Annotated in this window: 12 protein-coding genes; 4 read left to right on the forward strand and 8 right to left on the reverse strand. The window is 33.6% G+C overall.

The annotated features are described in order from the left end of the window. Positions 1-179 precede the first annotated feature (179 nt). Together MTP08_RS08925 and MTP08_RS08930 are read right to left on the reverse strand one after the other, a co-directional pair. Positions 180-2684 carry a vWA domain-containing protein gene (locus MTP08_RS08925; protein WP_243575694.1) on the reverse strand — a complete coding sequence of 835 codons (2505 nt, stop codon included), beginning with the start codon at positions 2682-2684 and terminating at the stop codon, positions 180-182. A 12-nt stretch (positions 2685-2696) separates the two neighbouring features. After that, the gene (locus tag MTP08_RS08930; protein WP_243575696.1) at positions 2697-3215 is read right to left on the reverse strand and encodes an RNA polymerase sigma factor; all 519 of its coding nucleotides are present in this window, start codon (positions 3213-3215) and stop codon (positions 2697-2699) included. A 282-nt stretch (positions 3216-3497) separates the two neighbouring features. Here MTP08_RS08930 and MTP08_RS08935 point away from each other — a divergent pair, with 282 nt between their 5' ends. Next, on the forward strand, positions 3498-4700 hold the full coding sequence (locus tag MTP08_RS08935; protein WP_243575697.1) for a C1 family peptidase: 1203 nt from the start codon (positions 3498-3500) through the stop codon (positions 4698-4700). A 62-nt stretch (positions 4701-4762) separates the two neighbouring features. On the opposite strand, the gene MTP08_RS08940 is transcribed toward MTP08_RS08935, so the two are convergent. The 5 genes from MTP08_RS08940 to gldB form a co-directional block, all read right to left on the reverse strand. Continuing rightward, on the reverse strand, positions 4763-5266 hold the full coding sequence (locus tag MTP08_RS08940) for a DinB family protein (protein ID WP_243575699.1): 504 nt from the start codon (positions 5264-5266) through the stop codon (positions 4763-4765). 96 nt (positions 5267-5362) lie between these two features. After that, the gene (locus MTP08_RS08945) at positions 5363-6502 is read right to left on the reverse strand and encodes a cystathionine gamma-synthase (protein WP_243575701.1); all 1140 of its coding nucleotides are present in this window, start codon (positions 6500-6502) and stop codon (positions 5363-5365) included. A 109-nt stretch (positions 6503-6611) separates the two neighbouring features. Continuing rightward, on the reverse strand, positions 6612-7379 hold the full coding sequence (locus MTP08_RS08950) for a T9SS type A sorting domain-containing protein (RefSeq protein WP_243575703.1): 768 nt from the start codon (positions 7377-7379) through the stop codon (positions 6612-6614). A gap of 105 nt (positions 7380-7484) precedes the next feature. Then, the gene (gene gldC, locus MTP08_RS08955) at positions 7485-7811 is read right to left on the reverse strand and encodes a gliding motility protein GldC (RefSeq protein ID WP_209389295.1); all 327 of its coding nucleotides are present in this window, start codon (positions 7809-7811) and stop codon (positions 7485-7487) included. Between the two features lie 57 nt (positions 7812-7868). Continuing rightward, complete coding sequence (gene gldB, locus MTP08_RS08960; protein WP_209389296.1) at positions 7869-8855, reverse strand: gliding motility lipoprotein GldB; 987 nt, start codon at positions 8853-8855, stop codon at positions 7869-7871. A gap of 231 nt (positions 8856-9086) precedes the next feature. Between gldB and nadE the strand changes: the two genes are divergently transcribed. Beyond that, positions 9087-9878, forward strand: coding sequence for an NAD(+) synthase (gene nadE, locus MTP08_RS08965; protein WP_209389297.1), 792 nt, complete (start codon positions 9087-9089; stop codon positions 9876-9878). Positions 9879-9961: 83 nt separating this feature from the next. On the opposite strand, the gene hemB is transcribed toward nadE, so the two are convergent. Further along, the gene (hemB, locus tag MTP08_RS08970) at positions 9962-10951 is read right to left on the reverse strand and encodes a porphobilinogen synthase (RefSeq protein ID WP_209389298.1); all 990 of its coding nucleotides are present in this window, start codon (positions 10949-10951) and stop codon (positions 9962-9964) included. 119 nt (positions 10952-11070) lie between these two features. Here hemB and MTP08_RS08975 point away from each other — a divergent pair, with 119 nt between their 5' ends. Further along, the gene (locus MTP08_RS08975; protein WP_243575705.1) at positions 11071-11421 is read left to right on the forward strand and encodes a T9SS type A sorting domain-containing protein; all 351 of its coding nucleotides are present in this window, start codon (positions 11071-11073) and stop codon (positions 11419-11421) included. A 179-nt stretch (positions 11422-11600) separates the two neighbouring features. Beyond that, positions 11601-12512: an ABC transporter ATP-binding protein gene (locus MTP08_RS08980; RefSeq protein ID WP_243575706.1), complete on the forward strand. Its 912-nt coding sequence runs from the start codon at positions 11601-11603 to the stop codon at positions 12510-12512.

The following is a 12512-nucleotide window of genomic DNA, read 5'->3' on the forward strand; positions in this document are numbered from 1 at the left end:
GTATTAATAAAGCTTCTTTAAAAATAAAATTTGAATTTTATTGATATTCATTAAAGAAAAACGACTTCACTCAGTCTGACAACACTTTAAAATTACAGGTGCCATACTGAGTAAAATGAAATATCTAAACAAATTTTGTCGATTTTATAAAAGAAATTTCCTCAAGAAAATAACCATTACTATTTATTTTTCATAGTTGATCGATACGCTTCTACCAATCTCACAAACTCTGCTCTGTAGCCTTCTTCGTCAATACCTTTTCCTTTTTTGGCAAGATTTTGAATGTCCTTTAAATCTTTATTTTCAATTAAGTCAGAATTTCTTAAAACCAAACCAAACCATGCTACGGCAGAAGCAAACTTAAAATCTGCACTTGCAGAACTAAAGGACGGACTGCTGTTTTTCACTACCTCAACAATTTCATTACTTTTGTCACCATCAGGTTTTTTATATCGGAATTTTACGGTTGCCAGTTCGTCGCTGAAATTTTGTGAAACTATACTGTCAGAATACTTCAACTCTGTTTCTTTAGGTAAAAATTCAGAAAAAACATTGTTAGGAATAATTTCGTACAAAGCCGTAACGGTGTGACCACTTCCCAATTCTCCTGCATCAATTTTGTCGTTGGTGAAATCTTCATTTTTCAGTTTTCGGTTTTCATAACCTATTAAACGGTAAGATTTTACATATTTAGGGTTAAATTCAATCTGAATTTTCACATCCTTGGCAATGGCATACATATTCCCGGCAAATTCTTTTCCCAGAAACTTGTTGGCTTCCTGAAGATTATCAATATATGCATAATTTCCGTTGCCTTTGTCTGCTAAAGTTTCCATTCGGTTATCTTTAAAATTCCCCATTCCGAAACCTAAACAGGTAAGAAAAATTCCCGATTTTCTTTTTTCTTCCACCAAAGTCTGGAGGTCGCCCGTTGAAGAAGCCCCAACATTAAAATCTCCGTCTGTTGCAATAATAACACGGTTATTTCCCCCTTTTATAAAATTTTCCTGAGCCAATTTATAGGCCAATTCAATTCCTTCTCCACCTGCGGTACTTCCGCCTGCCCGAAGATTATCTAAAGCTTCAATAATTTTGCTTTTTTCTTTGGCTGAAGTTGGTGGTAACACCATTCCTGCGTTTCCGGCGTACACAACAATTCCTACTTTATCACTCGGTCTCAATTGATCGAGAAGAACTTTAAAAGAAGATTTCAAAAGCGGCAATTTATTGGGTGCATCCATCGAACCTGAAACATCAATCAGAAACACAAAATTTGAATTCGGAAGTTGATCTGTCGGAATTTCTTTTCCCTGCAAACCGATTTTTAATAATTTATGATTTTTGTTCCATGGAGAATCATTGTATTCTGTATTGATTGAAAAAGGTTGGTCATTTTTCGGGTGTGGATAATTATATTTAAAATAATTAATCATTTCCTCTATTCTTACGGCATTTTTATTAACATACTCGCCGTTATTAATCATTCTTCGGATATTGGAATAGGCTGCATTATCTACATCTATGGAAAACGTAGAAACCGATTGGTTTTTCGTGAGTTCAAAAGGATTTTCTACAAAAGCATCATATTCCTCATTATTTTGCTGAATCTGACTGGCTTTTCTGATGCTGTCCTGAATTTTTTGAATTTGCTTGAAAGCTTTTCTCTCTTTTCGGGAAAGTTTTTTGGTTTTAATAACAATAACTCCGTTTGAACCTCTGCTCCCATAGATTGCTGTAGCAGAAGCATCTTTTAAAACTTCTATACTTTGAATTGAGTTTGGGTTTAATTTCCTAAATTCATCAGCACTTTTTGGAATACCATTAACAACATACAAGGGCTGTGTATTTCCGCTAAAACTTGAAATCCCTCTAATAACAATTTGTTTGGATGAGCCAGGAATCCCTGAGTTGGGAACTACCTGCAAACCGGAAACAGTTCCGATTAATGCCTGAGAAATATTATTTTTTTGTTTAAATTCATTTCGAATATCAAAATTTGAAGAATAATTCTGATAATCACCCATTGCTATAATAGGCGCAGAATGATTCAGAATTGAATATTGATTTCTTTCTTTAACGACTTCAGAGGAAGTATTTGATGTCCCACTTAAAATATTAGATTGATTTTTTACTGTTTTATAACCTTTTACAACTATTTCTTCATTACTAGGCTTTACATCTTCTTTATCTAAAACCCCATCATGATCTGGTTCCATATAAACAAGATTATCTTTTGCTATATTGGAATTTTGTAAAGAAATTTCATTATGATAAACAGGTGATATTGTAGGTTCTGGAATTATGGTTTGATGTACCAAAATTTCAGGTTTCTGAATTTCTTTTTGAACACTCTTTTCCTTTTCAATATTGGTTTTCACTACACTATCAATTTCCTGAATTTTAGAATTAACTTTTGGTGAAACCGTATTTTGGGCAACAGTATTTTTTCCGTTTTCAGAACTATTATTTTTCTGAATGAAATAAAATGCTCCCAAACCGATCATTAAACTTGCAGCAATGCCGTAAGGAAACCAAATGGGCATTATTTTCTTTTTTTCGTCTTTTTCATCTAATTTTTCTTCAACTTTTGACCAAATTTTGTCAAACCCAGGAAAAGTAACAGGTTCTTCCCAAGATTGGGAAGCCTCATTGAATTTTTTATCTATATCGTGATTGTTTTCCATTTTGTAAAATTTTTAAATGTTCTGATTAACCAAAAGTTCCTGAAGTTTTTTTCTCGCAAAATTCAGCTGCGATTTTGAAGTTCCTTCGCTTATCGAAAGCATGGCTGCAATTTCTTTGTGAGGATATCCTTCAATGGCAAAAAGATTAAAAATTGCTCTGCAGCCTTCCGGCAGAAAATTCAGTAGTTTAAGAATATCTTTCTCGAAAGAAATACTGTCTGTAGGAGAATCTGCCGATTCCAGAAACTCTTCATCTAAAGAAACATTAAGGGCTTTCATGCTTCTTAACTTCTGCAAACATTCATTTACTGTAATTTTCTTTGCCCACGATTCGAAAATATCATGATTCTGAAGCTGATTAAATTTTGTGAAAATTTTATAGAATGAATCGGCTAAAACTTCTTCTATATCCTCATCATTTTTAAGGTAACGCTTACAGACTGCGTAGAGCTTACCCGCCATTTTTTCGTAAACTTTCCGCTGGGCATTGCGGTCGTTTATTTTACATTGTAACAGTAATTCTTTATCCATACTCTGGCTTATACTCTTAAAGATGCGGGAAATCTATGAATGGTTGGAAAACATCATTACTTTTTTTTAAACTATCAAAATAGATTGATTGAGCTTATTTTTTTTCAATTAAAAAATGAAAATACATTAAAAAAACTTATCAAAACAAATAATTTTAACCCTTCTTTAACAATAAATCTTGTAACATATTCTTAACATTGCTGACTATTTAATTACTGTTTAAAGCTGATAGGAAATTTAATTATAAGTTAACAATCATCTTTAAAACTAATAGATTTGCTTATGAAAAATAAAAGATTTGCATCTTTACTTTTGGTTTTATGTACCGGAAGTATGATGTTTGCTCAGGATGACTTAATTAATAAATTAAAAAACAATCATTCTCAGAATGCTAATTTCCAATTTACTACACTGAAAGATGTTGGAGCTACTTCGGTGAAAAACCAAGGTTCTTCGGGAACTTGCTGGAGTTATTCCGGAAACTCATTTCTGGAATCTGAAATGCAGAGAATGGGTAAAAAACCTGTTGATTTAGCTGAAATTTTCACCGCAAGAAATTCTTATCATGATAAAGCTAAACTCTATGTTTTAAACAGTGGGGCAATTAGTTGGGGCGATGGTGGAGAACTGCATGATGTTATTAATATGTATAAAAAATATGGTGCAGTTCCGCAGGAAGTTTACACAGGTCTGAAAACCGGACAAACTTTAAATAATTTTAAAGAAATGCTGGATAAGCTGAAACCAGTTTTAGACAGTTTGGTAGCAGCATCTTCTAAAGCAAAACTCTCAGATAACTGGATGAATTCTGTAGATGCTGTTTTAGATGCTTATTTGGGTAAAGTACCAACCAATTTTACGTATGAAGGTAAAAATTATACGCCAAAAACTTTTGCCAAAGAAGTTGTGGGAATAAATCCTGAAGATTATGTTGAAATTTCTTCTTATAAAGATTATCCTTATTACCAGAAATTCGTAGTTCCTATTCCTGATAACTGGAGCCATGATTCTGACTGGAATGTTCCGATGAAAGACCTTACAGCCATAATAGACAATGCAGTAAACAAAGGATATTCTGTAGGTTGGGCAACAGATGTTTCTGAACCTTATTTTTCTTATAAAAATGGTGTAGCCTATGTTCCGGATACCGATTTGGATCAAATTACCAAAGCCAACAGCGGAACTCTGTTCACCGAGCCTAAGAAAGATAAAACCATTACGGAAGATATGCGCCAAAAAGCATTGAATAATCTTTCTACAACAGATGACCACGGAATGCACATTGTAGGTTTGGCAAAAGACCAAACAGGTAAAGAATATTATATGGTGAAAAATTCCTGGGGTGTTACCAACGATTTTGCAGGATATTTATATGTAACAAGACCTTATTTAGAGTATAAATCTACCGCAATACTGGTTCACAAAAATGCAATTCCGAAAAGCATTAGAAAACAGCTGAAACCAACGAAAAGTATCGGTCTATAAATTGCCGATTTGGAATAAAAAAACAGAGTCGCTTTACAATATGAAGCGACTCTTTTTTTATTTTATAAGAGAGGTAAATACCTTTCTGAAATAATATTGAGATGATGAATATTATGTCCAACAATAAGCTTCCCTATTGTTTCCGCAGATATTCTGTTTCCGTTGGCATTTCCCACATTTTGTAAAGCTGAAGAACGGGCACTTTTTAAAAGAATTTCAGATGAATTTCTAATCAATTTATACTCTTCAATTAGACTTTGTAAAGACCTTTCGTTAGCAAAAGAATTGTTGGCATAGCTGTTTTCATCAAAACCGGGTAGCTCATTTTGATCTCCTCTTGCAATCGCGAGAATTCTGTACTGAAAAACTCTTTCAGTATCCGAAAGATGTAAAAGCAGTTCCTTTAAATTCCATTTTCCTGTATCATAAGCAAAAAGAGATTGCTCTTCGGAAATATCAGAAAAGATTTCCACAGTTTTTTTACCACATTCCGTAAATTCTTCTATCCAGTTGTCAGACGAAATTAAATTTAAATACCTCTGAACATATTTTTCAAAATCATTCATAATTTAAGTTGAAGAGTTAATCGTTATCAAAACAAAAATGTTATTCAAACGAAACCAAAAAAAACATCCGCTTTAAAAACGGATGCTGAATATATTTTAAGAAAAAGCTCTTTCTAAATCTGCAATAAGATCTTCTGCATCTTCAATCCCAACACTTAGGCGAACCAAGTCATCTGTAATTCCTAATTCTGCACGTTTTTCGGCAGGAATGGAAGCGTGAGTCATTAAAGCGGGATGATTTGCCAACGATTCTACTCCACCTAAAGATTCTGCCAAAGTAAAAACTTTCAATTTTTCTAAAAACTTAATGGCATCTTCTTTTTTCCCGGACTTAAATGTGAAAGAAACCATTCCTCCAAAATCTTTCATCTGAGTTTTTGCCAATTCGTATTGAGGATGAGATTCTAATCCCGGATAAATAACCTGTGCAACTGAAGGATGAGATTCTAAATATTTTGCCACAGCCATTCCGTTTTCAGAATGTCTCTGAACCCGTAATGCCAATGTTTTAATTCCTCTCAATACCAAATAAGAATCGTGTGGTCCTAAAATACCACCACTGGCAAACTGAATAAAATGAAGTTTCTCCCCTAGTTCTTCATCTTTTGCTACTAAAGCACCTGCAATAACATCCGAATGTCCTCCTAAATATTTTGTAGCTGAATGCATTACGATATCTGCTCCCAAATCTATTGGACGTTGCAAATACGGCGTTGCAAATGTATTATCTACTGCAACCAGAATATTTTTTCCTTTGGCAATATCTACAACCGCTTTTATATCTACCAACTTCATAAGAGGATTGGTTGGAGTTTCAATCCAGATTAACTTAGTTTTCTCGGTAATAACATCATTTATTTTTGAAGCATCATCAAAATTAACAAAGGTAAATTTTAACTGATATTTTTCGAAAAGTCTGGTAAACATTCTGTAAGTTCCGCCATACAAATCGTCTACCGCAATTACCTCATCGCCCGGATTTAGCAATTTCAAAACACAGTCTATCGCAGCCAACCCAGAGCCGAAAGCCAAACCTCTTGCACCATTTTCGATGCTTGCCAAAGAGTCTTCTAATGCCTGTCTTGTAGGATTTGCTGCTCTCGAATATTCGTATCCGGAATGTACTCCGGGAGATTTTTGCGCAAATGTGGATGTTAAAAAAACGGGAACATTTACGGATCCTGTTGCAGATTCGTGGTGTTGCCCTCCGTGTATAACTTTTGTATTAAAATTCATTTCTAAATATTTTTTGAAAGAAACTTCAAAGTTAATAAATATACCTTTTCAAGGCAAAAATAAAGCGGAAAGGCAACTGCTTTTCCGCTCTAAATTATCATAAAAATTGTTATTTTTTAATAATCTTATAAGACTTTCCTTCTTTTCTTGTACCGATATTTACCATATAGACACCGGAAACCAAATGAGAAACATCTATTTTTCCTTCTGTAGAAACAATTTCGCTTTTTACCACTTTACCATTCATGTCGACAATAAATACCTTTGTTTTTTCTTTCAAATTCGAAATATTCAGAACGTCGTTAACAGGGTTAGGATATACATTTGTAGAAGATTTAAGATCGCTCTCGTTTACAGATAGAGAAGGAGGTGTTACTGTAAAATCAGTTACAGAAAAGTTCAAATTATTAGGTGATGCCCAAATTCCTACCGCAATGTAAATAGTCTGATTGGCTGCCAAATTAGCTGTTGTTAATGTCGCTGTTCCTGCCGAAGAGTTATACTTGAATGCCAAACATCCATCTATTGAAGTTCCTGTACAATTGGTAAACATTGCAACTCCTTGATATGGAGTATGAGTTTGAATTGTTATAGAAACTGATTCGCCCGGAACATTTCCTGAGGTATAAGAAAAGAGATAATCTCCCCCTGTAGAAGTAAATACACTTCCAAAATATTGTCCTCCAGTTGTTGTAAGACATTGGCTACTGAAGTTAGTAACCCAAGATTCTGGTGCGGTACCTGTTCCGGCTGTTGTAATATTAGCCTCAGTAAATCCGTTTGTGATAGGACGAGCATTCGCACAACTTCCAAATTGTGCCTTTAATAAACCTGAGCACAAAAAAGCCATAATTGTTAAAAAGTAAAGTTTTCTCATTTTTAAAAAATTTAAAATTAGATTTAAAAATAATAAAAAAAATATTGATAACCAAACAATTATACTTTTTAGCAATTATGGTTTACTAGAACTAAATGCAAATATCTACATTTTTATTGCTGATTTTATGGCAAATTCTTCTGCAATCTGCTCAATCCATTCTGCAACATCATCTTCACCGGTTGCTCTCTGGTAAGTATTTCCTAGGGATACCAAAATCTGATGAATAAACATTTTCATTTGGTCTACAGGCATATCTTTTGTCCATAAATCAATTCTTAGAGCTTCCATTGTTTTGTCGTCCCACACGGAGATCATCGTTGCTTTTGTTTCTTCCTTTTCAACGCCTCCGTCCTGTGCATTCCAAGTGATGTTTTCCGGAATGTGATTTTCGTCCAGCTCTACATCTATCGTTATCTGAGTTTTTCTCATTATTTTATTATTCTGAATTTATTATTTTGATATTAAAAACTGCTTTCAGCTTTAAATTTATTTATCTAATTTCGGCTTGTAGCCTGCTTTGTTGAATATATCTGTTGCATCCATTTTCAAAAAATCGGTAAGTTTTATCTCCGGATTTTTTTTTAGGAATTCTTTACATATTTGCCAACCGGTGTACACTCCCACCATTGGAGAAGATTCATTATCTATTTCTGTATAAAATTTCGAAAAAGGTCCCGGATTGATGAAACGGTCTACCAAACGATGATCGTCACCAAAAATTAGATTATTCTCTACAAAATAATTGTAAATATTAGCTTCATTGGTTACAGCCCAATTGTATTGCTTTTGATCGTAATCCATTTTAAGGTAATTCGGCAAATCGGGAAGAAAAGCATCCTGAAGAATCATCATTTTCCCGTTATAAACCAATAAATCTACAAATTTCTGATGATCCGGAGAGAAAGGAACAATTTTCTCAATAAAAACCTTAGAAACTTTTGGAATAATATTGTTGGGGTTCATTGATTTTTGAAAATACTCTTCCAAGCCTTTATAATTAGGATTTTTATACCCCATAAATCCGGAAATATCAATAAACAGAAAATTGGTTTTCTCATCATACAGAATAGGATTCTGAATCATCTGTAAGCTTGATGAAAACAAAAATACTTTGGGATTTTTAAAATCCGGAAAATAGTATTTAATATGCGAAAATAAATCCTGAAGATCTTTTTCTAATTTTGCCTGATCTATTTTAGAAGCAGCTTCTTTATAGATCTTAATTTCATCAGCATTCACTTTATTTTTAGCAAAATCCGCATCCGAAACGGTACCCTGAAACCAAGGAAACTGAGCTTTAAATTTCTCCAGCGGAATATTAGGATCATAAAACATTTTAGAAAGATCCGTAATCTGCACTTTTTCAGCAGGATTTTTGATCTCTACTTTCCATTGTGCTTCCTCTTCCTTTTTACAGGAATTCAAACTAAATACTAATGCCGCAGATATAATAGCAATTTTAAAAATCTTCATTATTTTTACATGAAATTTAGGTTTACAAAAATAAGGATATAAATATAAAATCTTGTGGGAAAAGTTTTTTTTGTACTCAAAGAATTATATTTACTGAATTAAAGGAAAAAAAACAAAGGAAACCATTCCTCAACCAAACTAGCATTTTAAGGTTACCACCGAATTTAATTAAAAAGAAAAAATATTCGTTTGGTGTGAAATAAAAATATCAAAAAAAATAATAAACAATCAATGCAAACACAAAAAGTAATAGACCATATTGTAAAATGGTTGAAAGATTATGCTGAAAAAGCGAATGTAAAAGGATATGTTCTCGGCGTTTCAGGAGGTGTAGATTCTGGTGTTGTATCTACACTTTGTGCAATGACAGGGCTTGAAGTTCTTCTTCTGGAAATGCCTATCCGCCAAAAAGAAGATCAGGTGAACCGAGCAAAAGAGCATATTGAAGATCTGAAAAAAAGATTCCCTAACGTTCAGGGAGAAACCATCAACCTTACTCCGGTTTTCGAAACATTTGAAGATATCGTAGAAAATCATGTTGAAGGCAGATGGAGCAACAATCTTGCTTTAGCCAACACAAGATCGCGCTTCAGAATGGTTACGCTATATTATTTCGGACAGCTTCACCAGCTTTTGGTTTGTGGAACCGGGAATAAAGTTGAAGATTTCGGCATCGGTTTTTACACTAAATATGGTGATGGAGGTGTAGATGTTTCCCCTATCGCAGATCTTTATAAAACTGAAGTCTATGAATTGGCTAGAGCTTTAAATCTTATTGAAAGTATTCAAAATGCTATCCCAACAGACGGATTATGGGATGCGGAAAGAACAGACGAAGACCAAATTGGTGCTACATACCCAGAACTTGAAAAGATACAGAAAGAATACGGAACTAAAACTGCCGAAGATTACGAAGGACGCGACAAAGAAGTTTTCCTTATTTTCGACAGAATGCACAAAGCTGCAAAACACAAAATGATGCCTATCCCGATTTGTGATATTGATGAAGACTGGAGAAATTAAATTCACCCTACCTATAAACAAAAATATCAATGCGATTCTGCATTGATATTTTTGTTTTTTTTAGATTCTTAAATTATTTCATCTTACTTATTCAGAATCATAGCGGCTTCTTTGGCTGCATACGTAAAAATCATATCTGCTCCTGCTCTTTTGAAGCACGTTAAACTTTCAATAATTGCCTTATCATTATCCAGCCATCCATTTTGAGCTGCAGCTTTCAGCATTGCATATTCTCCGCTTACATTATAAACTGCAACAGGCAAATCTATTGCTTCACGAACTTTAGAAACAATATCCAAATACGGAAGACCTGGTTTAATCATGATAATATCTGCTCCTTCTTCAATATCTTTAAAAGTTTCGTTAAGTGCCTCCCGGGAATTATGAAAATCCATTTGATACGTTTTTTTATCTTTCGGAATTTCCATATTATCTTTTGGAGCACTGTCTAAAGCACTTCTGAAAGGGCCATAAAATGAACTTGCATATTTTGCGGCATAACTTAATATTCCTACATCCTGAAAACCACTTTCTTCAAGAGCCTCACGTATCGCAAGAACTCTTCCATCCATCATATCACTCGGAGCTACAATATCTGCACCCGCTTCCGCATGAGAAACAGACATTCTTGCCAAAGCTTCATTGGTGGCATCATTTACAATTTTACCATTTTCTATAATACCGTCATGACCATAAATAGAATAAGGATCCAAAGCAACATCGGGCATAATAACCATTTCCGGAACTGCATCTTTAATAGCTTTAATGGTATTCTGCATGAGTCCGTTTTTATTCCAAGCTTCTTTTCCTGTATTGTCCTTAAGGTTATCCGAAACTTTCATATATAAATTTACCGCCTTTACCCCTAAAGAAAAAAGCTCTTTGCATTCTTTCACCGTAAGATCTATGCTCCTTCTGAAAATTCCCGGCATAGAAGAAATTGGTTCTTCTTTATTTTCGCCTTCCATCACAAAAATAGGCATCACAAAATCGTTAACAGAAAGACTGCACTCTCTTACCAAACCTCTCATCGACTCGCTTACTCGGAGCCTTCTATTTCTAGAATATATCATTTTTGGAATAATTTTTGAATAATTTATTGCAAATTTAAAATAAGTTGTGCAAAAAACTATTGCATTATATCATAGAATATATTATTTTTGTTAGTAATTTTTATACAAACAGTTTATTGATGAAGAAATTTTTACTCTTAATTATATTTATTTTCTCCTTTACAGGGTTTTCCAGCGGAATTAAAGGACAAATTAAAGAGCCTGCGTCATTTTCTCAAAAATCCGATGACGGTGTTCTTACAGCTTATCCTAATCCGGCGAAAGATTTCCTGATGGTAAAAGCAAAGGATTCCGGGCTTAAAATAAAGACTGTAAGTTTCTATTCTATTTTGGGTACACAAGTTGCAAATTACGTAATTAACAGCAACAGTGTAGAAATTAATATCCAAAGGTTAAAACCCGGAAAATACCTAATTCGATATATTTTGAGTGATAATACACAAAAAGTTACTCAAATAGTTAAGCAATAACAACATAATCCTGATAATCATCAGGATTTTTTATTTGAACCCTTTCAGCTTTAATAATTTAAAACAATTTTAAAATTAAATTATTGAAATAAAGCATTTTACGTTTTCTCTATTTTCTTTCATATACTTATTGCGTAACTTTCGCATAATTTTTAAACTAATTGTAAAAAAACAATTTCATGCTAAAAGCAGAACACATCACTAAAACCTACAATGCAGGAAAGAAAACGGCATTACAAGATTTTAGCATAAACGTTCCCAAAGGTAGCATCTATGGACTTCTCGGTCCTAATGGTGCAGGAAAAACATCTTTCATTAGAATCATCAACCAAATTACGCAGGCAGATTCAGGTGAAATTTTTATTAACGGTGAAAAACTCAATCCTAATCATATTAAAGATATCGGATACATGCCTGAAGAAAGGGGTTTGTATAAAAATATGACGGTTGGAGACCAGCTTCTTTACTTTGGAGAACTGAAAGGCATGAAGAAAAATGATGCCTTAAACGAAGCTAAAAAATGGTTCGACAAGCTACATATTGACCAATGGTGGAAGAAAAAACTTTCTGAACTTTCTAAAGGAATGGCTCAGAAAATACAGTTTGTGGTTACAGTGCTTCACCGCCCGCATCTTCTAATTCTGGATGAACCTTTTTCGGGTTTCGATCCTGTAAATGCGAACCTCATCAAAGACCAAATTATTGAACTCAAAAATAACGGAACCACAATTATTCTGTCTACCCACAGAATGGAAAGTGTAGAAGAAATGTGTGATTATGTAGCTTTAATAAATAATTCTAAAAAAATAATCGACGGTAAAGTTTTTGACGTTCGAGAAAAATTCAAGAAAAATATATTTGGTGTTACTTTATCCGATTTACAAGAGGATTTATTTCTTCAATTCAAAGAAAAGTACGGAATTTTCAACATCACCAACGAAAACAATTTGGTTTCTTTCGATCTGAAAAATGAAAACGACCAAAACCTTATTTTATCCGACCTCATCAATATAGGAAAAGTAAGATCTTTTGATGAGAAAATCCCAAGTATGAACGAAGTATTTATTAATGCAGTAAGCACTAATTCCTGA

Origin of the sequence: Chryseobacterium oryzae, assembly GCF_022811665.1 — a bacterium.
Taxonomy (GTDB): Bacteria; Bacteroidota; Bacteroidia; order Flavobacteriales; family Weeksellaceae; genus Chryseobacterium; species Chryseobacterium oryzae.

What these genes read in the sequence shown, in the direction of transcription:
- MTP08_RS08945 (WP_243575701.1), bottom strand. Translation starts at nt 6,502, where the DNA reads ATGAATTTTAATACAAAAGTTATACACGGAGGGCAACACCACGAATCT.
- MTP08_RS08950 (WP_243575703.1), bottom strand. Translation starts at nt 7,379, where the DNA reads ATGAGAAAACTTTACTTTTTAACAATTATGGCTTTTTTGTGCTCAGGT.
- MTP08_RS08940 (WP_243575699.1), bottom strand. Translation starts at nt 5,266, where the DNA reads ATGAATGATTTTGAAAAATATGTTCAGAGGTATTTAAATTTAATTTCG.
- gldC (WP_209389295.1), bottom strand. Translation starts at nt 7,811, where the DNA reads ATGAGAAAAACTCAGATAACGATAGATGTAGAGCTGGACGAAAATCAC.
- MTP08_RS08975 (WP_243575705.1), top strand. Translation starts at nt 11,071, where the DNA reads ATGAAGAAATTTTTACTCTTAATTATATTTATTTTCTCCTTTACAGGG.
- MTP08_RS08935 (WP_243575697.1), top strand. Translation starts at nt 3,498, where the DNA reads ATGAAAAATAAAAGATTTGCATCTTTACTTTTGGTTTTATGTACCGGA.
- MTP08_RS08980 (WP_243575706.1), top strand. Translation starts at nt 11,601, where the DNA reads ATGCTAAAAGCAGAACACATCACTAAAACCTACAATGCAGGAAAGAAA.
- gldB (WP_209389296.1), bottom strand. Translation starts at nt 8,855, where the DNA reads ATGAAGATTTTTAAAATTGCTATTATATCTGCGGCATTAGTATTTAGT.
- hemB (WP_209389298.1), bottom strand. Translation starts at nt 10,951, where the DNA reads ATGATATATTCTAGAAATAGAAGGCTCCGAGTAAGCGAGTCGATGAGA.
- nadE (WP_209389297.1), top strand. Translation starts at nt 9,087, where the DNA reads ATGCAAACACAAAAAGTAATAGACCATATTGTAAAATGGTTGAAAGAT.
- MTP08_RS08925 (WP_243575694.1), bottom strand. Translation starts at nt 2,684, where the DNA reads ATGGAAAACAATCACGATATAGATAAAAAATTCAATGAGGCTTCCCAA.
- MTP08_RS08930 (WP_243575696.1), bottom strand. Translation starts at nt 3,215, where the DNA reads ATGGATAAAGAATTACTGTTACAATGTAAAATAAACGACCGCAATGCC.